This window comes from Ruegeria sp. SAZD013 (assembly GCF_059612525.1).
This window is the reverse complement of record NZ_JBXWQT010000020.1, coordinates 465,128-488,247: the sequence shown is the minus strand read 5'-3', so window position 1 is coordinate 488,247 and position 23,120 is coordinate 465,128. Positions and strand designations below refer to the sequence as shown.

The window sequence follows — 23,120 nt, the reverse complement described above, 5'->3', positions numbered from 1 at the left end:
CTGTTGAGCAGAGCCCAACTATGCGGGAAATTGATCAGACCGGCACGAGAACCCCCCAAGAGCCTTGCGCAGGTGATGTTCATGCCTTTCTGGAGAGCCTGACCGGCCCATCCCGTGGAACGGTTTCCTGGCTTGTCGACAGCGCATTGACTGTTTCAGTTGGCGAAGGCCGTGCGCTAGGCCTACGCCTGAAAGACAACACACCGCCCCATGACGAAGATATCGCAACGCTTCAGTGGACCGAGGGGGGCTATGTGCTCAACGCGCTGGCAGGGCAAGACATCTGGGTCAATGGCCACAAGATTGTGTCGGCAACGCTGAAACACGGCGACATGATCGAGTTTGGCGAATTGGGCCCGATCTCCCGATACCGCATATGTACTCAGAGGTTTCCCATCCGTCATACGGTCGAGGATATCCTGAGCGACGCCTATGCCTATGCGCGGTCAAGTCGCCGACCCTTTGCCCAAAGAATGTCGGGTGCGCTGCGTGAGAGTGGGCGAAGGCTTGTTTCTCAAACCACTATGTTCTTCAGGATTACGGTAGTAGCCGCGATTGCGCTGATCGCAGGTCTGCTGTTCCTGCTTTATCAAAACGACCGGAGACTGGCCGACAGCCTGCAACAGGAAGCTCGCAAGATTGAAGCTGTGGCGACCATGCTTAGCCAGACGCGGGAAGATGTTCTAACCCCCCAAGACCTTGTGGCGTTGAGGGAAGCCTTTCAGAACCAGCTGATATCAACCGAGCAGCGGTTGGGTACCCTTGAACAACGCGCGGGGGCGTCTACGCGGGTCATCACCGCCTCTACTCAATCCGTGGCTTTCATTCAGGGCGCCTACGGATTGCGTCATATCGAAAGCGGTAAACTGCTGCGCCACGTGTTGGGGCCGAACGGAGAGAAGTTGCAAACACCCTTCGGACAACCCTGGATCGAACCGGACGCAACAGGCGAGCCCGCGGAGTTCCAGTTCACTGGCACCGGATTTCTGCTGGAGGGTACGCCGCTGATGGCCACCAACCGCCACGTTGCCTTGCCCTGGACATCCGGCGACCAAGCTCAGGCACTGAAAAACGCAGGTCTTGAGGCCGAGATGCTTCGGTTGCTGGCCTATCTGCCAGGTCAGACCGATCCGATCGAGGCTACTTTGGACCGGTTCAGTGAAACCGCTGATCTGGCACTTTTGTCGGTTGATCCAAACCGTATCGAGGGGCTGGGATTGCCACTGGCGGAAGATCTTCCACGAAGCGGTGACGAAGTCTTTCTGCTGGGGTATCCTACTGGCCTGAAATCATTAATTGCGCAGGCGGGGCCGGAGTTTCTGAATACGCTCGAAAAAGACGGGTCCGTCAATTTCTGGACGATCGCCGCACGGTTATCTGCGCAAAACCAGGTTCAACCTCTCGCCAGCCGAGGAATTGTGGCGCAGACAAGCCCGGGTGCAGTCGTTTATGACGCGGAAACAACGTCAGGAGGAAGCGGAGGGCCGGCCCTGAACCGCAAGGGAGAGGTGGTCGCGATTAACGCCGCGATCCTGCCAGAGTTCGGGGGCTCGAACATCGGGGTTCCGGTTTTGCACCTGAAAACCTTGCTGAGAGAAACTGTCAGCCAGTAATCAGTCGTTGGTCTGGAACGGCGATTTTTGAACAAGGAATACGACCACCAACGGAACGATCACAGAAATCAGGCCCACGGCGATCAACAGGTGCCCAAGTTGGCCGTAATCGGCAATCGATGTGACGACACCGGTTTCCGGGTCGGTTACCGCGCGCGACACCACGAAAATCTGGTTCAGGTATTTCGTTGCCAAACTGCTGGCCGACAATGCCATGTTGGTGAATGATGCCATGACGGCAAAGAAAGTTGCCTTCAGATGCACAGGAGCATTACGTGCGATCCAGGCCAGCATCGGAACCATCGCGATTTGACCCAGCGGAGATTCAACTGCGGTGTCGAGGACTGCGATGAACCTTGCGTCTACGATCCCGCCGGTATGCGCAGATGTCCATTCATGCACGCCGTAATACAGCGCTAGGTTGGGCAGGGCGAGGACCCCCGACGCGATGGTCAGAATGATTACGACCTGCGCAATCGAGCGGTTGGCCATAAATGGTCTCAGGACGATGAGCCCCACCAATGCAAGCAGGGACGTCAGAAGCGCCAGGATTGCCAGGAACTGCTCGTCAAACCCCAACTCGTCGATTTCGAACCAGGTCAACCCCGGCCCGGGCAGAGGAACCGCACGAAACACGAAAATGATTATCGCCGTACCAATCAGGGCCTTTGCCTGATTTGGGTTCAGTTCCTTCACCAAGCGTGACATCAGGTACAAGATCACACTCAGAGAGACTGCAAAAATAGTTTCCTGGGCGAGTTGGAAATTCGATGTTCCTAACACGATACTCAATACAACAAAGGCGAGACCGCCCAGCAGGATCGGCCATTTGACCTCGGTGGTTTCGTCATGGGTATGAGGGGGATGACCTTGGCGAAGACGTTGACGCTGTATCAAACCGTGCAAAACCACACCGCTGACGGACAGCAGTGGAATGACAAGCGCGATCAGATAAACGTTGCCATACAATGCAAGGCGGTCTGATTTCTGCATGCCCTCGGTTCCCGAGAACACCCAGATATTGACCGCGGCAACGGCTGCAAAACCGGAGAAAATGGCGATCCTGCCCAGTGTTTGCATAGTTGTATGCTGTGCACGGGTTTCCTCGGGCGAAAACGGTTGCCCGTCGGGATTGATCTTTGGAACGGCTTCGACTGTCATCGCGTCGGCGACAACATCCTGAATGGCATAGCCGGAAGGCGCCAAGAGCAGGGCAATGATGTACCAATGTTCCAGCGGCATGACATCAGCCATATGTCCGGGAAAGGCTACAAGCCCGTACATGGTGAGCAGGGACAAGGTGATCAGGGTTGCCCCCAATAGGATCAGCAATGACTTCCACCGCCAAAACAGATCAACAATATGACCCAGCGGCATTTTCAGGATCCAGGGAAGCCCGGCCCAAAACGCCAGCCCGGCAACAAAGGATGCGGATAGGTTAAGGTAGTCCTTAAGAAAGAAGGCACCGACGACCGATGTCAGACCAGAAACACCGGCGGCAAAATAGACCATGAGCGGTGGCAGGTAGGACCATTGCATCTGTCGGGCCAGATCAACAAAGGTTCTATGCCACCATGCAGAAAGCCGCACTCTTGTAGAAGGCTGGTCAGTGGTCATGTTCACGTAAATCGCATTGCAGGATTTCCTTGACCTAATGACACAGGGTTACAGAAATGCGGATGCAAAAAGCAACAAACTGGTCACCACCCCAAAGAGAGGAACAACAAGAGGCACGCGGAACTGCGGTTCATCGGTTTCAGCCCGGGTCTTCAAAAGGATCAGTGACAGATTGACCAGCACAAAGACTCCCAGAACAATTTGCGACGTCCGCTCGGCCAGAATGGCGATTGGAAGCGTTTGTGTCAGCAACAGGATTATCGCCGTGACCATGATTGTCGCTACCGTTGGCGTCTGAGTGACCTGAGATACCTTAGCCAGAAACTTTGGCAAATGATCCCGATCCGCGAGCCCGTAAATCACGCGGGATGCCATGATCATCTGGATCAGAACACCATTGATCGTCGCAACGATGGCAATGGCTGAAAACCCCTGCTGGATAACATCGGGCGCGTCTGTAAAAATCAGGGCCAGCGGCGCGGCGGACGTCGAAAGGACATCGATCGGCACCACATACAGAACAGTCATGGACGTACCAAGATACAAGACCGTGGCCAGAATAAGCGTCAACAGGATCGCTTTCGGGATTGTTCCGGCGGGGTCTTTAACTTCTTCAGCGACATTCGCCATGTCCTCGAAACCCACAAAGGCGAAAAACGCCAGAAGCGAAGCGGCAAAAATCCCTCTCCAGGCGTTTGGGTCCAGCCCGGGAACCATCTGGGTGAGCGCATAGCCCTGAGGCTCAGGAAGGGACAGGCCCCAACCAATAACGACGAGTAGCCCGCTTATTTCTATGACAGTAATGACCGCCGCCACCATTACCGACTGCGTGATCCCCCATAGGGCGATCAGCCCCATGACCAGAACTACACCGATTGTCAGACTTGAAATGCCTAAACCTGTAAGCGTTTGAAGGTACGACGCGGCCCCGATAGCCACGGCCGAGGCCGAGATGATGCCCGAGGCGGCCACGGCGAGACCGACCAGCACGGCCATCCAGCTTTTCTGAAACCCTGCTTCGACATAAGCGGCTTCACCCGCACTCACAGGATATCGGGTTGCCAGTTCTGCGTAGGACAGGGCAGTCAGCGCAACAACAAGCGCGGCAATCAGGAACGAAACAGCGGCAAATGGGCCCGCAATCCCGGCTGTCGCACCAACAAGCACGTATATTCCAGCGCCGACGGTTACCCCAAGCCCATAGAGCGTGAGCAGCGGGGTCGTCAGCGCCCGTCGCAGCTTTGGTGTATTTTGTTCAACGATGGACATCATCTATCCGCCAATTGGAATGCGTTGCGTGTCTTGGGTTGGCATTAAAGTTTCTCTGCTTGGTCCCGTTGCCTCGATCATATGAGTGACTGACGTGCATTTTGTCCCGAGAAGCCAGAGCGTAGTCGGCAGAAGAGCGCGCCTCGCATTTGCCGCGCCCGTGGAGTGAAACCTTCGCGCCGTTGAAATACTGATCACCGGTAAGTTTGCTTGGGGTCAGGCAGGTGAGCGTCGGGCCCGTTGATATATTCGTACTTCACTATGTGGTCACTTTGCGTGCTTTGATTCAGGTCAATGAAAGCGGATCGTCACACTGAATCGTAGACCGGTGCGCCTTTTACACGCAATGAACTGCCGAACTTTCTGAGCCTTAAGGAATGCGGTCAAGCAAGGAGTCTCGGGTGACCAAATAGGTCGAAAGCTCCAAAGACTGGCCCGCAGAGTTCGTTTCGATCATTCGTATCAACTCCTGCGCAGCTTTTTGACCCATTTCACGGTGGGGCACGTGAACCGTTGTCAGGGCGGGGCTGACAATGCGCGCGATTTCGATGTCGTCAAAGCCGGTAATCGACACGTCTTCGGGCACTCGGAGCCCCATTTTTTGCGCCTGTCTCAATGCGCCGACAGCCAGAACATCGTTTCCGCACAAAACTGCGGTCGGCGGTGTGTCTCTCGCCATGAGATCCCTGAACGCCGTCGCGCCATTTTCGAATTCATACGTGGTTTCGATCACCATTAGGTCATCCGGCTGCAGGCCGTGCTCGGCCATGGCGCTTTTTATCCCTGCGATCCTGAACCGCGCCCGATCATTGCCCGAACTGATACCCGATATCGTCGCAAGACGCGTATGCCCCTGTCTGATGATCTGGTCTGCCAGCGCTTTCATGGCTTTGCGGTTGTCAAACCCAACTGACGGCACAGGTTTGTCCGGCAGAAAGGACCAGGCAACCAGCGCGGGCACTTTCCGTCTATCCAGGTAATCATAGATATCTGCGTCCCTGTCATGACCGATCAGCAACAGCCCGTCTGCACCCCGTGCAACCAATGTTCGGATCTGATCCTTTTCCGCTTCGGGCTCATAGGCTGAACTGGAGACCAGCAATGTGTAGCCACGCTGATGTATCGCTTCCTGAAACGCTTGCAACCCCCTTGCGAATATAGCGTTTTCCATGGTTGGGATGATGGCGCCAATGGTAAATGACCGCTTGGCCGCCATCACGCGGGCCGCGAAATTTGGCGTGTACCCCAATTCTTCGACCGTCGACAGGACACGCTTGCGCGTTGCTTCAACAACTTGCTGCGGGTTGTTCAGACACCGGGACACTGTCGCGGTCGAAACGCCCGCGGCCTTGGCAACGTCATCCAGTGTCGGAGCAGACCGATGTTTTGACATTCTCGAACTCTCAATTCTGGTTGGCTTAAGTTAATCGCATTTTTCAGATGATGAAAGGGTCAATGTAAGCGCTTGCAATAAATATGTAAGCGCTTACAAAGGTGTTGAGCCGATTCTGAAAGGGAGTCCCGGAAATGGTCCTTGCTGCATCTACCGTCGTTTTCGCGATCTATTTCGCCAACGTTGCTTTGGGTGCTTTCGCAGGCCGCGCGTTTCTTGGCGACGTAGGAGAGATGTTGGTTCTGTTCGCGGCGTCGATTTTGTTCGTTGTCGCAATTCTGAAAAAGGAAGCTGACCGAAACGCAACGAACGGCAGCTGAACTTTTGCTTGGGAGGGCAATTTATGAACAACGACAAGATTGAACTGGCGTCAGCAGAGCGTCGCAACTTTCTGAAGCTGAGCGCAAGTGGCGCGTTCACAGCCGCATTGGTTGCTGGGGCTGGGGGTGTTTTGTGGTCTTCAGAGGCCGCCGCGCAAACCGCAAAAGAAGAGAGTGAGCGTGAGAAGGCCGCTGACCATGTTATGACGGTGGCAACAGCCTATGTGCTGGGCGCGTCGCGCAGCTATCCCATCATGCAGTTGGACCTGAAGGAAAACATCCAGAATGCCACCAACGGCAAGGTCTATGTCAAATTGGCCCCCGGTGGCCAGCTAGGCGCGGGCGGCGCGCTGGTGCAGAAAGTACAGGGTGGAACGATTCAGGCCGCGCAACATTCTCTGTCGAATTTTGCACCTTTTGCGTCCACGGTCGACCTGATCAACATGCCGTATCTGTGCGGGTCGAACCAGCGCTTCACCAACCTTGTCCATTCAGACACGTGGAAAAGCGAAGTCCATCCCAAGGTCGAGGCGGCAGGCTTCAAAGCCTTGTTCTACGTGAATATCGATCCGCGTGTTGTCGCAGTCCGGCAGGGCGGCAATGCGGTCATAACCCCGGGAGATATGGGCGGGATCAAGTTCCGCGTTCCCGGATCGAAGATGCTGCAACAATACTATCGCATGGTCGGTGCCAACCCGACGCCTGTCGCATGGGGTGAAACGCCTTCGGCGATCAAGCAGGGTGTTGCCGACGCGCTCGACCCGTCGGTAGGGGCGCTGTATGTTTTCGGTTTCAAGGACATCCTCAGCCATGTGACCTTCACGCAGGCCGTTCCGGACAGTCAGGTTTATTCCTGTAATCTGGAGTGGTTCAACTCGATGCCTGCTGACGTGCAGGAAGGCATTATGTGGGGTGCCGAGATGACTGGTCATCAGAACCTGTCCAAGGTTCCGTCGGCCCGCGCCTATGCCATGGCCGAGTTGAACAAGGCTGGTGTTGAATTCCATTCGCTCAGCGATGATCAGCTGGCGGAATGGCAGGATGCCGGTGGGTATCAGCGTTCGGAATGGGATCCGTTCAAGACGGAACTGGCTGGTTCGATGGACAACTTTGAGAAGCTGGTCGAAGCGGCTGGTACGCAGGGTAAATATTACGTCCACGACGCCTAAGGTGAAACCCGTGGGCGCCTGCTGGCGTCCACGATTCTTGTACCGCGCGGCCAACAGCGGCCCGACAAGGCAGGTGCGGACCTGGCTGTTCCATCGCCGGAGGATCAGATGACCGTTCTTCAGAAAATTGACCGAAACGCCGAACGCTGGTTGCTGCTGGTGTTCTACGTGATGCTGGTGATCACTATGGCCATCGAGGTGCTGCGGCGCGAGATATTCGCCTATTCCTCGATCTGGGGCGAGGAAATCGTACGGTATTCCTTTATCTACCTGGCTTGGATAGGTGCGGCTGCCGCGGTGAAAGAGCGGGCCCATATCCGGATCGATGTGATCATGCACTATGTCGGGCCGCGCCCCAAAGCGCTGCTTTATATCTTCGGCGATCTGGTGATGTTCATGGTGGCGATCATCGCACTCTACTGGTCGTATGAAGCGGTTCACGTTTCGGCCAAGTTTGGTTCCGTTACGGACGGTTTGCGGATTTCCAAGGTTTGGTTCCTGATGGCTGTGCCGACCGGGTTTGCCCTGATGATCTGGCGACTGATCCAATCCCTGTTGCGCGATCTGAAATGCCTTCGCGACGGCACGCCCGTCTTCGAAGGCGACAAACTGTTTGACTGAGGAGAAACCGGATGCTTTGGAACTCCCTCAATCAAACCGTTGAACTGGGCTGGGATTTTTATCTGCCGGTGATCCTGTTTGTTGCCCTGATCGCCTTGGCCGTACCGGTTTGGGCGGCCATTGGAACGGCTGCGATCGTAATGCTGATCATGTCCGGTGACCTTCCTCTCAGCCTTGTCGGAGAGAGCCTGTTTACCGGCATCGACGCTTTTGCCCTGACTGCCGTGCCCTTGTTTATCCTGACCGGGGATGTTCTGGTACGGACGGGGTTGTCACGCAAGTTTCTGGATGTTGCCGAGGCTTTGACATGCTTCGCCAAGGGTGGTTTCGGATCGGCCACGGTGCTGGTCTGCGGAATGTTTGCGGCGATTTCGGGGTCGGATGCCGCCGGGGCTGCTGCGGTCGGCCGGATGACAATCAACCGGTTGGTGGAAAGCGGGTATCCGCGCCCCTACGCCTGTGCTCTGGTCGCCGCCGGTGCCTGCACCGGTATCCTGATACCGCCCTCAATCGCCTATATCATCATTGGCCTTGTGCTGGGTATCTCTGCATCGACGCTTTTTCTGGCCGCTCTGATCCCGGGTCTGGCTATCCTGGTGTCGATCCTGATCACCAACATCATCATGAACCGCCTTTATGCTTACGAAGGCGGCGGAATGATGACCATGGGGGAGTGGTTCGCCAATCTGGGCAAGGCGCTCAGGTCCGGCTGGTATGCCTTTATCGTACCGGGGATTATCTTTTATGGCATCTTCTCGGGGCGCCTGACACCGACTGAGGCTGGTGCCACGGCTGTTGTCGTCACCATCATCATGGGCTTCATCCTGCGTACGCTGACATTGGCAGATTTTCCGTCGATGCTGGTCAGCTCTGCAAAGGTGAACGGGGTGATCCTGCCGATCATCGCCTTTTCGGCACCGCTGGCCGAGGCGCTGGCGATCATGGGCGTTCCGCAAGGGTTTGTCACTTCGGTGACCTCGCTGACAGACGATCCGTATCTGCTGATCCTGCTGATGATCGGCATCCTGATCGCAGCGGGCTGCGTCATGGAGACGACACCGAATATCGTGATCCTGGCACCGATCCTGAAACCATTGGCTGACAATATCGGCATGAACGAGATCCAGTTCTGCATCATGATGATCACCGCACTGGGAGTGGGCTTTATCACCCCGCCGCTTGGGCTGAACCTGTTCGTCGTGTCTGGCATTACCGGTGAATCCATTCTGAAGATTGCCGCCCGAGCTGTGCCTTTCGTATTGACCATGCTGATCGTGGTGATCCTGATCGCCTACGTGCCAGCCGTGTCGACAACATTGTTACCTGAAATCTACCAATAGGACCTGCTGAACATGCCTCGCGAATATCTGAAAAAGGCAACTTTAACGGCTCAATCACACGCCTCAGAGGTGCATGATACGGTGAAGACCATTCTGACCGATATCGAGGCGGGCGGTGATGCAAAGGCAAGAGAATATGCCGCCAAGTTCGACAAGTACGAAGGGAATGTCTTGCTGACCCCGGCTGAGATTGAGGCCGCCTGTGCAAAAGTTTCTGAAAAGCTGAAGGCCGACATCCGTTTCGCCCACGACAACGTTCGGCGCTTTGCCGAGACGCAAAAAGCCACCGTTTCTGACGTCCAGACTGAGATCGTGCCGGGCTTCGTTGCTGGGCAGAAGGCGATTCCAGTGGATGCTGCGGGGTGTTACGTGCCGGGTGGGCGATACAGCCACATCGCCAGCGCAATTATGACAGTGACCACCGCCAAGGTTGCGGGATGTCGCCACATCACGGCCTGCTCGCCTCCGCGCCCTGGCGAAGGGGTTGCGCCTGCCATCGTTTATGCGGCCCATATCAGTGGGGCCGACAGCATTCTGGCTATGGGGGGCGTGCAGGGCGTTGCCGCCATGACCTACGGTCTGTTTGGTTTGCCACGCGCCAACATCCTTGTGGGCCCCGGCAATCAATTCGTGGCCGAAGCCAAGCGCATCCTATACGGCAAGGTTGGTATCGACATGATCGCAGGTCCGACCGACAGTTTGATCCTTGCCGATCAGTCTGCCGATGCGCATGTCGTCGCCACCGATTTGGTCAGTCAGGCGGAGCACGGATACAACTCACCGGTCTGGCTGGTCACTGATGATCGTGGCCTTGCGCAAAAAGTGATGGAACTGGTGCCTGCGCTAATCGCCGATCTGCCAGAATTGAACCGCGAAAACGCCTCGGCCGCATGGCGCGACTATGCCGAGGTTATCGTCTGTTCCAACCGCGAAGAGATGGCCGCCTGTTCCGACGAATATGCACCTGAGCATCTGACGGTTCAGGCTGAGGATCTGGACTGGTGGCTGGAACGGCTGACCTGTTATGGATCGCTGTTTCTGGGCGAGGAAACCACCGTGTCATACGGTGATAAGGCGACCGGTACGAACCATGTTCTGCCAACATCGGGCGCGGCCAGCTATACTGGCGGGTTGAGTGTCCATAAGTACATGAAGATAGTTACTTGGCAGCGGGCCACGCGCGAAGGGTCGAAGCCCATTGCCGAAGCGACCGCGCGGATATCGCGGTTGGAAGGAATGGAAGGTCACGCCCGCGCCGCAGATGTGCGTCTTGCGAAGTATTTCCCGGACGAGCAGTTCGACTTGACCGCCGATGGATGACCCGCGCACTTTATTCGACCTGACAGGCCGGGTGGCGTGTATCACCGGTGCCAGCTCGGGGCTTGGGCGGCAAGTGGCTCGGACTCTTGCCGCTGCCGGTGCGCGTGTTGTCGGCGTAGCCCGGCGCAGCGAGGCATTGGCGCAGATGCAGGCCGAGATTGGCACGCGCGCTGCAGCGGTTGTTGCAGACGTTGCAGATCGCGATGGGGTGAATGCGCTGACGCAGGCCGTCGCTTCCAAGTTTGACCCCCCCGATATTCTAGTCCATGCGGCTGGGGTGAACACGCGTGAGGCTGCGGATGATGTTACTCCTGAGGGGTGGGATGCCACGCTTGCCCTAAACCTCAGCGCACCGTTCTTCCTCAGCCAGGCGATGGTTCCGGCGATGAAGGAAAAGGGGTGGGGGCGTATTGTCAATTTCGCCTCGCTGCAAACAACGCGCGCTTTTCCTGGTGGTATCGCCTATGGCGCATCCAAGGCGGGGATCGGGCAGTTGACACGCGCCATGGCCGAGGCCTGGTCGCCCTTTGGCATAACCGCCAACGCCATCGGGCCGGGGTTCTTCCCCACCGAACTGACGCAGGCCGTGTTCGACGACTCCAAGCGCGCAGAACGGAACGCCGAGCAAACCTGTATCGGACGCAATGGGCGGATGCAGGATATTGACGGGCCGATCTTGTTCTTATGCTCTCGGGCGTCTGACTATGTCACGGGGCAGGTTTTGATGGTTGACGGAGGGTTTACAGCCAAATGAAGGCTCTGGTTTACAAAGGTGTTGAACAAATGGTGTTCGACGATGTGCCGAATGCCGAACCGGGCGCATCGGAACACCTGATCCGGGTCGAGGCGGTTGGCATCTGCGGATCGGACATGCACGCTTATCTGGGCCATGATACACGTCGCCCAGCGCCTCTGATCCTCGGGCACGAGGCAGCCGGTGTCATCGCTGATGGTATCCGCGCTGGTGATCGGGTGACGATCAACCCGCTGGTAAGCTGTGGTCAATGCGATGCATGTCGGACGGGTCGCGAGAATCTGTGCCCGAACCGACAGATCATCTCGATGCCGCCGCGCGAAGGGGCGTTCGCGCAATATGTCTCGATGCCCGGCAGAAATCTTGTCGACGTGCCCGAGGATGTCTCTTTCGCCAAAGCTGCGCTGGCCGAACCTCTGGCGGTAAGCTGGCACGCAGTCAGATTGGGGATCGAGGCTCTGCATTCTGCGATGGACCGCCGCGCCTTGGTGATTGGCGGTGGGGCCATTGGCCTTGCGGCGGCCTTGGCCCTGCGGGCACAGGGCATTGAAGACGTTACAATCGCGGAACCAAACGCGTTGCGCCGGGCTTTTCTGGCGGAAATCGAAAGTTTTGCACTCGTGGATGCGCCCAATGGGTCTTTCCCGTTGGTCATTGATGCTGTCGGATATGCCGCGACACGGTCGGTCGCTTCGGCCATGGCCGCGCCGGGCGGCGTGATCGTGCATGTCGGATTGGGTGAAGATGCCGGAGGTCTGGACGTGCGTCGCATGACCTTGCAGGAAATTACCTTTATCGGATCCTACACCTACTCCGCGCAGGATTTCCGCGACACCGCTCAAGCGATCTTTGACGGCCGTCTTGGCGCCCTGAATTGGGTTGAAGAGCGTGCATTGGCCGATGGCGCCCAGGCGTTTCGCGATATCCGCTCTGGCTCCGTAGCCGCACCGAAGATTATCCTGAGACCCTGGGGATAAACCCGACAGAACTGGAGGCCACCATGTACAAGAAAATTCTGGTCCCGATGGCTTTGGATCACGGCATTTCACAACATACGCTGGAAGTCGCGCATGCCTTATCGGAAAACGGGGCCGAGATCATAGGCTTACATGTCTACGAAATGCCACAGGGATCGGTCAGCGCCTATCTGGACAAGTCCGCAGTGGCCGAAGGGTTCGAACGTGCGAGGGGGGCATTGTTGCAAAAGGTTGACGGGCTCGACGGTGTGAAAGCCGAAATCATTAAAGGGCACACCGCCCGCACCATTATTGACTACGCGACCAGCAACAATGTGGACTGCATTGTTATAGGTTCCCACAAACCGGACCTGAGCGACTATTTTTTGGGATCGACAGCGTCACGCGTCGTTCGTCATGCCCCCTGCGCTGTACACGTACACCGCAGAACCTGATTTCCTTCATCGCGCCATGCGCCCCAACAGGACCAACAGCCCGACCATGAACATAGACAAGAAGATAACCGACGATCTGGTGGCCAACGATATCTCGTTCGTCACCACCGTCCCCTGCAAGCAACTGGCAGGCGTCATCGCTGAAATCGACCAGCGAGAGGACATCCATCACATCCCGTCCAACAAGGAAGACGAGGGGATGGGCCTGTGCGCCGGAGCATGGATGGGCGGCAAGCGTCCCGCGATCATCATGCAAAACACCGCAATCGGTGTGACGATCAACACGCTGGCGACACTGATCCAGTATTATCGCATGCCTTTGCCCATGCTGATTTCCTATCGCGGAGAGCTGCGCGAACCGGTTGCCTGCCAGGTTGAAATGGCTGTGCATACAAAAGCGCTGTTGGCTCAGTTGAATATCCCGACTTATCACTTCCACCATCAGTCAGATGTTGAGGAACTCGACGCGATCCTCAAATACACCTTTATGTGCAACAAACCGGTCGCCATTTTGACCGATGCCAGTTTCTGGGGAGGCTATGGCGACCAATGATCCGTTCTGAAATTCTGAAAGAAATCGCTCCGATCCTGCGCGATCAGCTTGTTGTTTGTAACATCGGCATTCCAAGTCAGGAACTGCATGCCATCGACGACCAGCCCACCAATTTCTACATGCTGGGCACGATGGGGCTGGCCTCATCCATCGGTCTGGGTCTGGCCTTGTCGCAGCCCAAGCCTGTTATCGTGATCGATGGGGATGGGTCGGTCCTGACCAATCTGGGTACCTTGCCGACCATCGCCAATAACGTGGCGGACAACTATATCCTGTTGATCGTCGACAATGGGTCGTACGGGTCCACTGGGGATCAGCCGACATATGCGGGGCAGAAGACCTCTCTGGCGAAAATGGCGGAAGCCGCAGGATGCGAGCGCGTAATCGAATGTCAGGCAGAAGATACCGGCCGCGTGCTGCAAGAAGCGCTGGATTCGAAACAGATGACCATCATCGTGGCCAAGTGTGAAAGCGGAAATGCCAAGATGCCGGTTATCACGATGGATCCGGTGGTGATCCGCGACCGGTTCATGAAGGCCGTACAGGCCTGATGCTATCCAGCGCTATCCACAGTTCCGAAGACGCGCGCCGCCTGGCCCGGCGGCGCCTGCCGTGGATGGTGTTTGACTATATCGATGGGTCTGCCGGGGCCGAGGTTGGCGCAACCCGAAACAGGGCTGCACTGGATGCGCAGATCCTTCGTCCACGGATTCTGAAAGACGTCAGTGAAAGGTCGCTTGCTTGTTCCGTCTTTGGCAGGTCGACCCAGCGCCCGTTTGGCATCGCACCGATGGGTATGTGCAACCTGTCGGCCCCCGGTGCAGACCTGATGCTGGCACGTCTTGCGGCGCGGTACGAGGTGCCGCTTGGGGTATCAACCGTCGCATCGACTCCGATGGAAGACCTGATTCTCGAGGCAGAAGGACATGCCTGGTTTCAACTGTATTTCAGCGGTGATGGCAGTGGTACATTCAAGCTGGTCGAGCGCGCAAAGTCAGCGGGGTACGAAACACTGGTGCTGACGGTGGACGTGCCCGAAGTGGGGCGTCGCCCGCGTGAATTGCGCCATGGGTTCAGGATGCCGTTCAAAATGGGCCCGAAACAGGTGCTTGATTTTGCGCTTCATCCGCGGTGGTCGCTGTCCACGCTGCTGCGGGGCAAGCCCGGTATGGCGAATTTCCTGATGGGCGGATATGATTTTGATCGTCGGGAAAGCCGGGCCAAGGCGACTTGGGAGACTTTGGCCCGTCTGCGCGAACAGTGGGCCGGGAAGCTGGTGGTCAAAGGCGTTCTGGATGCTGAAGACGCGTTGCGCCTCAAGTCGGCAGGTGTCGATGCCATTCAGGTCTCAAGCCACGGAGGGCGCCAGTTGGACAGTGCGCCAGCGCCGATTGCCGTATTGCCGGAAATTCGGAACGCCGTCGGTCCGGATTATCCGCTGTTTTACGACAGCGGTTTGCGCTCGGGCGAGGATGTTTTGAAAGCCTTGGCAAACGGGGCAGATTTTGCCTTCTTCGGCCGCATCCTGCAATTTGCAATCGCGGCAGAAGGGGAAGAAGGGCTTGAGCAGCTGTGGTCTGTGCTGAGTGATGAAATGAGTATTGCCATGGCGCAGATGGGCGTTTCGTCGCTGGACGAGGTGCGACGCGCAACCTGAACCAAATATGGAGAACGACCCGAGGCGTACCTTCGAGTCGTTCCTATGCTGGTTTAACCGCGGCGTCTGCGGCGGCGTCCACCGCCTGTTTCGCTTTCTCCGCCTGTGTTGAAGCTTGGATTGGGCAACGTGACAACCTGCGCCAGTTCCGGGAACGGATCGGTCTTGTGCGGGATCGCGTTGGCGGCCACGAAATGATCTTGGAACTTCGGCTCAATTGCGGTTTCGATCTTGGTGATCTCGCGCACGACGCGTTCGATTTCAGCGCGTGATCCGATATTGCACAGCGCAATCCGCGCGCCTGTACCAGCGGCGTTACCCGCGCTGGTGACCTTGTCCAGCGGAGCATCAGGGATCATGCCCAGAACCATTGCGTGCTTGGTTGAAATATGGGCGCCAAAGGCACCGGCCAGAACCACTCGATCCACCTTGTCGACTTCCATCTCGTCCATCAGCAGACGCGCACCGGCATAAAGCGCGGATTTGGCCAGTTGGATGGCGCGGATGTCGCCTTGCGTGACAGTGATGCGGGGGCCACCTTCGGCGCTGGCATCGTGAATCAGGTAAGCGTGAGTGCGGCCTTCGGGGATGCAGCGGGCCGTTCCAGTCTGCTCGGCCGATCCGATCAGGCCGCTTTCATCCAGAAGGCCGGCCATACGCATCTCGGCCACAGCTTCGATAATGCCCGAGCCGCAGATACCGGTGATACCAGTGGTGGCGACATCAAGGTCAAAGCCGTCTTCGTCCGACCATTTCTCGGACCCAATGATGCGAAAGCGGGGTTCCTTGGTGAGGGGATCGATTTCGATCCGCTCGATCGCGCCGGGTGCTGCGCGCTGGCCAGAACTGATCTGAGCGCCTTCAAACGCAGGCCCGGTGGGTGAGGAACAGGCCAGAACTCGGCTGGTGTTGCCCAGCAGGATTTCGGCATTGGTGCCCACATCGACGATCAGAACCAAATCCTCGGAAATACCGGGTTCCTCGGACAGGGCAACCGCCGCACAATCCGCGCCTACATGGCCCGCGATGCAAGGTAGGATATAGACCTGCGCGCGAGGGTTCATGTTGGTCAGTTCCATCTCGCGTGCGGACAGGGACATCGACTCGGACGATGCCAAGGCAAAAGGCGCCTGACCCAGCTCCACCGGGTCCAGACCCAGAAGCAGATGGTGCATGACCGGGTTGCAGACAAACACCGTTTCCACGATCAGCGCGGTGTCAATGCCGGCTTCTTCAGCGATTGAGGTGGTCAGATCATTGATCGCCTCGCGCACGGCTTTTGTCATTTCCTGATCCCCGCCGGGGTTCATCATGGAATATGAAACACGGCTCATCAGGTCTTCGCCAAAGCGGATTTGCGGGTTCATCAGGCCCGATGAGGCCTTGACCTCGCCGGTTTCCAAGTCGGTCAGGTGAGCCGCAATCGTAGTTGAGCCAAGGTCGATGGCCAGCCCAAACAGCCCGCCTTCGTGCAAGCCGGGCCAGATTTCGACAATGCGTGCGACGCTGTCCTTGTGACCTTTGTGAACGGCCACAGTGACTTCCCATTTGCCTTTGCGCAGAACCGGTTGCAACTTGGACAAAAGTGACAGGTCCGCCGTGACCGCGTCAATATTCCACTGTTCGCGCAGCGCACGTTCAAGGCGCTCCAGATCACCGGTTGGCGAATGCATGTCGGGTTCTTCGACCACCACGAAATACAGACGAGTTGCCGGATCCATGGTGATGGCGCGTGCGGTGGCGGCTTTGCGAACGACCTGACGATGTACCTGGCTTTCCGGCGGCACGTCGATCACGACATCGCCCTGAACCGAGGCCTGACAGCCCAGACGACGACCTGGTTTCAGGCCACGCTTGTCGTCATATCGCTGCTCGACCGCGTTCCATTCGCTCAGCGCATCCTGGGCCACCGTGACGCCGTGCTTGGGAAACTCGCCATAGCTTGGGGTGATCTGACACTTTGAACAGATACCACGGCCCCCGCAGACCGAATCCAGATCCACTCCCAATTGGCGGGCTGCGGTCAGAATTGGCGTGCCGACAGGAAAATGCCCGCGTTTGCCGGACGGGGTAAAGACGACAAGTGGGTCGGTGGTCATGAGTGACATGCCTTTTTGTGTTCGCGCGTTTTCCCGGCAAGATATGGGTTTGAGCGCAAAGGGAAAGGGCCAACAGCGGCACGATTTGCGCGGCATGCGTCGTTTTCTTTGGCTGTATAGGCAACTGGAGCCACAGAGTTGCCCCCAAGGGCTTTTCCTTTGGTTCAATCCATGCAATAGGGTCACCGCCAAACGGGCTTTTGCATGGGGTATTCAGATGCAGATTCGTGAGGCACTCACCTTTGACGACGTTCTTCTGGTTCCGGCCGCATCTTCAGTGCTGCCGGCAACAGCGGACACAACCACGCGTGTCACGCGTGAGATTACCATGAACATCCCGCTGCTGAGCTCGGCCATGGACACGGTAACCGAGGCGCGCATGGCCATTGCCATGGCACAGGCAGGCGGTATTGGGGTCATCCACAAGAACCTTTCCGTAGAAGAGCAGTCTCGCGAGGTTCGCCGCGTCAAACGGTTCGAGTCGGGTATCGTCTATAGCCCTGTTACCTTGCGCGCGGATCAAACCCTGGCCGATGCGAAGGCTCTGGTCGAGCGCTATAATTTCACCGGTTTCCCGGTAGTTGACGCGGATGGCCGCGTGGTTGGTATCGTAACCAACCGGGATATGCGCTTTGCCAATTCCGACGACACGCCGATCAAGGCGATGATGACCTCGGAAAACCTGGCAATGCTGAAAGAACCCGCCGATCTGGAAGAAGCCAAAAGCCTGATGCGGGCCCGTCGTATCGAAAAGCTGCTGGTGGTCGACGGCACGGGAAAACTGACAGGTCTGCTAACGCTGAAAGACACCGAACAGGCGGTTCTGAATCCAACTGCGTGCAAAGACCGGCTTGGCCGCCTGCGAGTGGCTGCCGCGACTTCGGTTGGGGACGCGGGTTTTGAGCGGTCCGAGCAGCTGGTGGCTTCGGGCGTGGATATCATCGTCGTCGATACGGCGCATGGTCACTCTCAGGGGGTGCTGGATGCGGTCAGACGGGTCAAGACTCTGTCGAACGAGGTTCAGATCATTGCCGGAAACGTGGCTACAGGCGAGGCGACCAAGGCGCTGATCGACGCGGGTGCTGACGCCATCAAGGTGGGCATTGGCCCCGGCTCGATCTGTACAACTCGCATGGTGGCGGGCGTTGGTGTCCCTCAGCTGACCGCGATCAGTGATTGTGCGGCTGCGGCGGGGGATGTTCCAGTCATTGCGGATGGTGGCATCAAGTTCTCGGGCGATTTTGCCAAGGCAATTGCGGCCGGCGCGTCTTGCGCCATGGTCGGTTCGATGATCGCGGGCACAGATGAAAGCCCGGGTGAGGTCATTTTGTATCAGGGCCGGTCGTTCAAATCCTATCGCGGTATGGGCAGTCTTGGTGCGATGGCGCGCGGATCGGCGGATCGGTATTTCCAGAAGGACGCGGCAAATGACAAGCTGGTACCCGAAGGGATCGAAGGGCAGGTTCCTTACAAAGGATCAGCCAGCGCAGTGATCCACCAGCTTGTTGGTGGTTTGCGCGCTGCGATGGGATACACCGGCTGCGCGACTGTCGAAGAGATGCGCAGAAACTGCCAATTCGTGAAGATCACGGGCGCAGGTTTGAAAGAGAGCCACGTACACGATGTTCAGATCACACGTGAAAGCCCGAACTACCGGCTGATGTAAGCCGTTGCGCATGACATACGGTACCCATGCACGGGGTGCCGTAGTGATTTTGGATTGGCCTGTCACGGCCTGTTTCAGCCAAGGTAATCCGTGATGACACCTGCTGCCCGCGTTCAGGCCTCGATTGAAATTCTGGATGAAATTCTCGCTGGGGCCCCGGTTGAAAAGGCGCTAACCGGCTGGGCACGGCGCAGCAGGTTTGCGGGCTCCAAGGACCGGGCAGCTATTCGCGATCATGTGTTTGACGCTTTGCGGCGCAAACGCTCGTTTGCTGCGTTGGGCGGTTCCGGAACTGGCCGCGGCCTGATGATCGGCGCAATTCGCGCATCGGGTGAAGATCCGGTTGAGTTGTTTACCGGCGACCGCCACGCGCCGGAAGCCCTTCAAAATGACGAAATATCAAGAGCTTTTGCATCCGACGCCGAGAGATATGATCTTCCCGACTGGCTGTGGCCACGGTTCGTTGCATCCTTGAACGATGCCGCCGTGCCATGCGCATTGGCATTGCAAGAGCGCGCCCCGGTTTTTCTGCGGGTCAATATGTTAAAAACGGATGTAACCCGGGCGATTGATGCTTTGGCGACCGACGGCATTTCAGCCCGTCCAACGCCGTTATGCGAGACTGCTCTGGAGGTGACAGAAGGGGCGCGTCAGATCGCGCAAAGTCAGGCTTACGCTCAGGGTTTGGTCGAGCTTCAGGATGCGGCAAGTCAGGCTGTCGTTGCTGCCTTGGATCTGCGCCCTGGAATGCGCGTTTTGGACTACTGCGCCGGAGGCGGTGGCAAGTCGCTTGCGATTGCGGCCTACAAGGGTGTCGAAGTGTACGCTCATGATGTGAATGCGCGCCGAATGAAGGATGTTCCGGCTCGGGCAGAACGGGCAGGGGCCAGAATAACCATCCTGAACAGCGCGGAACTAGCTGGTCACGGGCCTTTTGACGTCGTTTTGGCCGACGCCCCGTGTTCTGGCAGCGGTTCGTGGCGGCGCGCACCAGCAGGCAAATGGGTGCTGACCGAACAACGTTTGCAAGATCTTACAGCCAGTCAGGGCGACATTCTTGCCGAGATCACGCCGCTGGTCCAAGCAGGTGGAGTGCTGGCTTATGCAACGTGTTCGGTTCTTGCGGACGAGAACGATGCGGTTGTCGACAGGTTTCTGGCGCAACATGCGGGCTGGCGCGAAACCTTCCGGCACGCATGGCAGGTAACGCGCGGGTCCGACGGATTCTTTACGTCACACTTGACGCGCTGATCTTTCAGTAAATACAACCTTGGGTAGCTGAATTGTTTTTTAGCGCCGTTAGGCGAGTGTTAACCAATTCTACCTGTTATTACCGCAAAACCTGTGCCCGAGCCGTTTATGCCTGACACCACTGAGTTCTTTCCAGCCCCTTCAGCCGCCAATACTCCATCGGTGTTTCGGATCGGGTCGTTGGTGTTTCTGGCGCTGTTGATCAGCCTGGCACCTGCGGTTGGATTTATGCCGTCGGACTGGACAAAAGGATTGCTGGCAACAGGCATCTCCCTGTTGGGTGTGGCGCTTTTGTTTGGGATCAAGGGGGCGATTACAAACAGGAATTTGCATCAGATATCGGCCCTTTTGGCCGCTTTCGCAGAGCGCGAGGATGCTCCGGTTGTGATCTCAAACGGGAATGGTGACATATTGGCTGCGAACGTCCTGGCGGAGAAAAAGTTGGGGGCCGTACGGGGCGAAACCCTGGCCCGCTGTTTACGCTCCAAGTTTGCCAATCCATCGGCGATCTTACTGAGCCTGCAATCACGTGCGCAATCCGCGGGACGCGCCCAGAGCGAGTTTCCCGGTGGCGGCCGGTCCATTTCAGTTTCCGTGCATCGATTGAGGCCGGGGCTGTTCTGCTGGAGCTTTAACTGCGTTCAGCAGGATAGCTGGCTAACCCTTGGCTTGCCGGTTGTAACCATTGGACGCGCAGGTGATGTATTGCGCGTCAATGCCACGGCCGAGCGTTTGTTTGGTGCGCACCCTGCCGGAGTGCAGGATATTTTCAGCGAAGCAGAACCGCGGATTGGAGCTGTCAACGCGGTCAGGACCCGCGATGGTCATATTCTGGCAGCCGTGTCCGAACTTTCTCAATCCGGGTCGGAACGAAGCCTTTGTTTGTTACCGGTTACGCAGATGCCCGCACAGGATGCGGTCATGTCTTTCTCCGACCTTCCGGTTCCAATTCTCAGGCTTTCCGAGGACGGCATCATCCTGGACAGTAATCGGCTGGCGGCGAAACTGTCGGGAAAGAAGCAGCTTGAAGGCTGTAATATCAGCGACATCATGCGGGGCATGAGTGGCCCTGTGCTGGAATGGTTGAAACGGACCGAAGCGCAAGAAGAAACGCAGCGATCAGAGTTCTTGCAGTTCATCAGAGACGACAAGGAAATCTTTGTTCAAGTCACCCTGAGCCGCGTGTTTGTCGACGGAAAGATATACCTGATCGCGGTTCTGAACGATGCGACTGAACTGAAGACGCTGGAAGCTCAATTCGTTCAGGGCCAGAAGATGCAGGCCGTAGGGCAATTGGCCGGAGGTGTAGCACATGATTTCAACAACCTGCTGACAGCCATTTCGGGTCACTGCGATCTGCTGCTGCTGCGCCATGACCAGAATGACCCGGATTACGGGGATTTGGTGCAGATCAATCAGAATGCCAACCGGGCCGCCGCGTTGGTCAGTCAGCTTTTGGCGTTTTCGCGGAAACAGACCCTCAGGCCCGAAGTGTTGGATCTGCGTGACACGATCTCGGACCTTATTCACCTGCTGAACCGTTTGGTTGGCGAAAAGGTGCAATTAACGCTGAGCCACGATCCGGTGCTCAAACCCGTGCGGGCGGACAAGCGCCAACTCGAGCAGGTGCTGATGAATCTTGTCGTTAATGCGCGGGATGCCATGCCGGACGGGGGCGAAATTCGCATCGAGACCAGCGTGTTGACCCTTTCGCAACCTCTGATGCGGGACAGGGCAACCGTGCAACCGGGCGACTATGTGACAGTCAAGGTTGTAGATGGCGGCGTTGGTATACCGACAGACAAGCTGCAGAAGATTTTCGAACCCTTCTACACGACGAAACGAACTGGTGAAGGCACCGGGTTGGGGTTGTCAACGGCATACGGGATCGTCAAGCAGACCGGCGGCTTCATCTTTGTCGACAGTGCTATTGGACGGGGTACCGAGTTCACGGTTTTCCTTCCGGTTTGTGAGACAGCGACCGAAGTCGAAGCCGAGTTGCCAGCCCAGCCCGAATCTCAGAGTGCCAGGCAGGGTGAGGGCGTGGTGCTGCTGGTCGAGGATGAGGCGCCTGTTCGTGCTTTTGCAACGCGCGCCCTGCGGCTGAAGGGTTACACCGTGCTCGAGGCGGACTCGGCGGAAGAGGCGCTTCGACTGCTTGAAGATCCCGCGTTAAGTGTTGATGTATTCGTCACTGATGTAGTCATGCCGGGAATGGACGGGCCGACCTGGGTGCGCAAGGCCAGGGAGACGCGCCCGGACGCGCGTGTGATCTTCGTGTCCGGGTATACCGAAGGCGTTTTCGGCGATACGGGTCCGGATATTGCCAACTCAACCTTTCTGCCCAAGCCGTTTTCCCTTAACCAACTGACTGAGGCCGTGTTTCAACAACTCAACTGATGAATCACAATGCGGCTTTGTGCAGCGCAAATTCTTCCGGGAAGGCACTACGAAACTTCTGCTCGGTGGCTGGTGACAGATGTAAATCTCCCTGAGGCGAAACGTTTTCGCGCTTCAGATCGATCTGCATGTCCAGCCGTGATTGCAGAAAACCCAACACCTTGTCCTGATGTTCGTATTTGAAGATATGATGAGCGCCAGCGCTGTCGTTGCGGGTACGGAAGAATTGCGCCTGGCTGCCGACATTGGCAAACTCTGGACGTGTGTCCTGTAAATAGGCTTGCACGAACGCGTCAAAACTCATGTCACGTGTCGAGCGTAGTTGACCTATCAAGTCTTCGCGACTGCGGAACCGGTACCAGCTGCCCAGCCAATCCAACGGCTCGCGCACAACGGCCATAATTTCCATCTCGGTATCAAACAGTTTTCGAAACATGGTCTGGAAAAACCGGTCATACCGACGCACCGAGGCGTGTTTCAGCTCTGGTGGATGTGAAACGATGAGATCTGCCCGGTCACGCAACGCCGTATGATAAGCCGTGCTTCCGGTCTTGGGGACAGAAAGAAAAGCCAGTCGTTCTTTATAAAAAACAAGCATTTACCGATCCGAAAAATTGCCATGTTACTTGTGCAGATTGTCGTAAACGACTCTTTAACACAATTGCAG

20 protein-coding genes are annotated in these 23,120 nt (G+C 57.1%); 15 read left to right on the top strand and 5 right to left on the bottom strand.

What is annotated here, in order from left to right:
• Positions 1 to 20: 20 nt before the first annotated feature.
• Positions 21 to 1,613 carry a trypsin-like peptidase domain-containing protein gene (locus AC2FLU_RS08645; protein WP_496811938.1) on the top strand — a complete coding sequence of 531 codons (1,593 nt, stop codon included), beginning with the start codon at positions 21 to 23 and terminating at the stop codon, positions 1,611 to 1,613.
• Here the strand turns inward: AC2FLU_RS08645 and AC2FLU_RS08640 are convergent, their stop codons facing one another.
• The 3 genes from AC2FLU_RS08640 to AC2FLU_RS08630 all read right to left on the bottom strand — a co-directional run bounded on the left by AC2FLU_RS08640 (position 1,614) and on the right by AC2FLU_RS08630 (position 5,892).
• Positions 1,614 to 3,152, bottom strand: a complete 1,539-nt coding sequence (locus AC2FLU_RS08640; protein ID WP_496808789.1) for an MFS transporter — start codon at positions 3,150 to 3,152, stop codon at positions 1,614 to 1,616.
• A 126-nt stretch (positions 3,153 to 3,278) separates the two neighbouring features.
• Positions 3,279 to 4,499 carry an APC family permease gene (locus AC2FLU_RS08635; RefSeq protein ID WP_480472873.1) on the bottom strand — a complete coding sequence of 407 codons (1,221 nt, stop codon included), beginning with the start codon at positions 4,497 to 4,499 and terminating at the stop codon, positions 3,279 to 3,281.
• A gap of 370 nt (positions 4,500 to 4,869) precedes the next feature.
• Entirely contained in the window at positions 4,870 to 5,892 is a 1,023-nt protein-coding gene (locus tag AC2FLU_RS08630) for a LacI family DNA-binding transcriptional regulator (protein ID WP_496808790.1), read from the bottom strand.
• A gap of 134 nt (positions 5,893 to 6,026) precedes the next feature.
• Here AC2FLU_RS08630 and AC2FLU_RS08625 point away from each other — a divergent pair, with 134 nt between their 5' ends.
• The 11 genes from AC2FLU_RS08625 (at position 6,027) to AC2FLU_RS08575 (ending at position 15,037) form a co-directional block, all read left to right on the top strand.
• Positions 6,027 to 6,212 (top strand): hypothetical protein, encoded by a 186-nt coding sequence (locus AC2FLU_RS08625; protein WP_480517102.1) that lies wholly within the window; start codon positions 6,027 to 6,029, stop codon positions 6,210 to 6,212.
• Positions 6,213 to 6,235: 23 nt separating this feature from the next.
• The gene (locus AC2FLU_RS08620; RefSeq protein ID WP_480472866.1) at positions 6,236 to 7,381 is read left to right on the top strand and encodes a TRAP transporter substrate-binding protein; all 1,146 of its coding nucleotides are present in this window, start codon (positions 6,236 to 6,238) and stop codon (positions 7,379 to 7,381) included.
• Positions 7,382 to 7,489: 108 nt separating this feature from the next.
• The gene (locus AC2FLU_RS08615; protein ID WP_480517100.1) at positions 7,490 to 8,002 is read left to right on the top strand and encodes a TRAP transporter small permease; all 513 of its coding nucleotides are present in this window, start codon (positions 7,490 to 7,492) and stop codon (positions 8,000 to 8,002) included.
• 11 nt (positions 8,003 to 8,013) lie between these two features.
• A complete protein-coding gene (locus tag AC2FLU_RS08610) occupies positions 8,014 to 9,342 on the top strand; it encodes a TRAP transporter large permease (protein ID WP_480517098.1) in 1,329 nt (442 codons plus the stop codon).
• 12 nt (positions 9,343 to 9,354) lie between these two features.
• A complete protein-coding gene (gene hisD, locus AC2FLU_RS08605; RefSeq protein WP_480517096.1) occupies positions 9,355 to 10,662 on the top strand; it encodes a histidinol dehydrogenase in 1,308 nt (435 codons plus the stop codon).
• Positions 10,655 to 11,416, top strand: coding sequence for an SDR family NAD(P)-dependent oxidoreductase (locus tag AC2FLU_RS08600; RefSeq protein WP_480517094.1), 762 nt, complete (start codon positions 10,655 to 10,657; stop codon positions 11,414 to 11,416). Before hisD ends, AC2FLU_RS08600 begins: the two co-directional genes overlap by 8 nt.
• A complete protein-coding gene (locus AC2FLU_RS08595; protein WP_480493122.1) occupies positions 11,413 to 12,393 on the top strand; it encodes an alcohol dehydrogenase catalytic domain-containing protein in 981 nt (326 codons plus the stop codon). Before AC2FLU_RS08600 ends, AC2FLU_RS08595 begins: the two co-directional genes overlap by 4 nt.
• Positions 12,394 to 12,416: 23 nt before the next feature.
• Positions 12,417 to 12,827, top strand: coding sequence for a universal stress protein (locus tag AC2FLU_RS08590; RefSeq protein WP_480553549.1), 411 nt, complete (start codon positions 12,417 to 12,419; stop codon positions 12,825 to 12,827).
• Positions 12,828 to 12,873: 46 nt separating this feature from the next.
• Positions 12,874 to 13,380, top strand: a complete 507-nt coding sequence (gene comD / locus AC2FLU_RS08585) for a sulfopyruvate decarboxylase subunit alpha (protein ID WP_480517090.1) — start codon at positions 12,874 to 12,876, stop codon at positions 13,378 to 13,380.
• The gene (comE, locus tag AC2FLU_RS08580; RefSeq protein ID WP_209503877.1) at positions 13,377 to 13,931 is read left to right on the top strand and encodes a sulfopyruvate decarboxylase subunit beta; all 555 of its coding nucleotides are present in this window, start codon (positions 13,377 to 13,379) and stop codon (positions 13,929 to 13,931) included. Before comD ends, comE begins: the two co-directional genes overlap by 4 nt.
• Positions 13,931 to 15,037, top strand: coding sequence for an alpha-hydroxy acid oxidase (locus AC2FLU_RS08575; RefSeq protein ID WP_480553547.1), 1,107 nt, complete (start codon positions 13,931 to 13,933; stop codon positions 15,035 to 15,037). Before comE ends, AC2FLU_RS08575 begins: the two co-directional genes overlap by 1 nt.
• Positions 15,038 to 15,090: 53 nt before the next feature.
• Here the strand turns inward: AC2FLU_RS08575 and AC2FLU_RS08570 are convergent, their stop codons facing one another.
• A complete protein-coding gene (locus AC2FLU_RS08570) occupies positions 15,091 to 17,136 on the bottom strand; it encodes an ASKHA domain-containing protein (protein ID WP_496808791.1) in 2,046 nt (681 codons plus the stop codon).
• Between the two features lie 217 nt (positions 17,137 to 17,353).
• Between AC2FLU_RS08570 and guaB the strand changes: the two genes are divergently transcribed.
• The 3 genes from guaB (at position 17,354) to AC2FLU_RS08555 (ending at position 22,453) form a co-directional block, all read left to right on the top strand.
• Entirely contained in the window at positions 17,354 to 18,802 is a 1,449-nt protein-coding gene (gene guaB / locus AC2FLU_RS08565; RefSeq protein ID WP_480472852.1) for an IMP dehydrogenase, read from the top strand.
• Positions 18,803 to 18,895: 93 nt separating this feature from the next.
• Complete coding sequence (locus AC2FLU_RS08560; protein WP_496808792.1) at positions 18,896 to 20,053, top strand: RsmB/NOP family class I SAM-dependent RNA methyltransferase; 1,158 nt, start codon at positions 18,896 to 18,898, stop codon at positions 20,051 to 20,053.
• 108 nt (positions 20,054 to 20,161) lie between these two features.
• A complete protein-coding gene (locus AC2FLU_RS08555) occupies positions 20,162 to 22,453 on the top strand; it encodes an ATP-binding protein (protein WP_496808793.1) in 2,292 nt (763 codons plus the stop codon).
• A gap of 4 nt (positions 22,454 to 22,457) precedes the next feature.
• On the opposite strand, the gene AC2FLU_RS08550 is transcribed toward AC2FLU_RS08555, so the two are convergent.
• Positions 22,458 to 23,051 carry a sulfotransferase family 2 domain-containing protein gene (locus AC2FLU_RS08550; RefSeq protein WP_496808794.1) on the bottom strand — a complete coding sequence of 198 codons (594 nt, stop codon included), beginning with the start codon at positions 23,049 to 23,051 and terminating at the stop codon, positions 22,458 to 22,460.
• Positions 23,052 to 23,120 lie beyond the last annotated feature (69 nt).

Excerpts from the sequence above, each read along its gene's own strand:
- AC2FLU_RS08645 (WP_496811938.1), top strand. The coding sequence starts at position 21 with ATGCGGGAAATTGATCAGACCGGCACGAGAACCCCCCAAGAGCCTTGC.
- AC2FLU_RS08640 (WP_496808789.1), bottom strand. The coding sequence starts at position 3,152 with ATGCAATGGTCCTACCTGCCACCGCTCATGGTCTATTTTGCCGCCGGT.
- AC2FLU_RS08635 (WP_480472873.1), bottom strand. The coding sequence starts at position 4,499 with ATGTCCATCGTTGAACAAAATACACCAAAGCTGCGACGGGCGCTGACG.
- AC2FLU_RS08630 (WP_496808790.1), bottom strand. The coding sequence starts at position 5,892 with ATGTCAAAACATCGGTCTGCTCCGACACTGGATGACGTTGCCAAGGCC.
- AC2FLU_RS08625 (WP_480517102.1), top strand. The coding sequence starts at position 6,027 with ATGGTCCTTGCTGCATCTACCGTCGTTTTCGCGATCTATTTCGCCAAC.
- AC2FLU_RS08620 (WP_480472866.1), top strand. The coding sequence starts at position 6,236 with ATGAACAACGACAAGATTGAACTGGCGTCAGCAGAGCGTCGCAACTTT.
- AC2FLU_RS08615 (WP_480517100.1), top strand. The coding sequence starts at position 7,490 with ATGACCGTTCTTCAGAAAATTGACCGAAACGCCGAACGCTGGTTGCTG.
- AC2FLU_RS08610 (WP_480517098.1), top strand. The coding sequence starts at position 8,014 with ATGCTTTGGAACTCCCTCAATCAAACCGTTGAACTGGGCTGGGATTTT.
- hisD (WP_480517096.1), top strand. The coding sequence starts at position 9,355 with ATGCCTCGCGAATATCTGAAAAAGGCAACTTTAACGGCTCAATCACAC.
- AC2FLU_RS08600 (WP_480517094.1), top strand. The coding sequence starts at position 10,655 with ATGGATGACCCGCGCACTTTATTCGACCTGACAGGCCGGGTGGCGTGT.
- AC2FLU_RS08595 (WP_480493122.1), top strand. The coding sequence starts at position 11,413 with ATGAAGGCTCTGGTTTACAAAGGTGTTGAACAAATGGTGTTCGACGAT.
- AC2FLU_RS08590 (WP_480553549.1), top strand. The coding sequence starts at position 12,417 with ATGTACAAGAAAATTCTGGTCCCGATGGCTTTGGATCACGGCATTTCA.
- comD (WP_480517090.1), top strand. The coding sequence starts at position 12,874 with ATGAACATAGACAAGAAGATAACCGACGATCTGGTGGCCAACGATATC.
- comE (WP_209503877.1), top strand. The coding sequence starts at position 13,377 with ATGATCCGTTCTGAAATTCTGAAAGAAATCGCTCCGATCCTGCGCGAT.
- AC2FLU_RS08575 (WP_480553547.1), top strand. The coding sequence starts at position 13,931 with ATGCTATCCAGCGCTATCCACAGTTCCGAAGACGCGCGCCGCCTGGCC.
- AC2FLU_RS08570 (WP_496808791.1), bottom strand. The coding sequence starts at position 17,136 with ATGACCACCGACCCACTTGTCGTCTTTACCCCGTCCGGCAAACGCGGG.
- guaB (WP_480472852.1), top strand. The coding sequence starts at position 17,354 with ATGCAGATTCGTGAGGCACTCACCTTTGACGACGTTCTTCTGGTTCCG.
- AC2FLU_RS08560 (WP_496808792.1), top strand. The coding sequence starts at position 18,896 with ATGACACCTGCTGCCCGCGTTCAGGCCTCGATTGAAATTCTGGATGAA.
- AC2FLU_RS08555 (WP_496808793.1), top strand. The coding sequence starts at position 20,162 with ATGCCTGACACCACTGAGTTCTTTCCAGCCCCTTCAGCCGCCAATACT.
- AC2FLU_RS08550 (WP_496808794.1), bottom strand. The coding sequence starts at position 23,051 with ATGCTTGTTTTTTATAAAGAACGACTGGCTTTTCTTTCTGTCCCCAAG.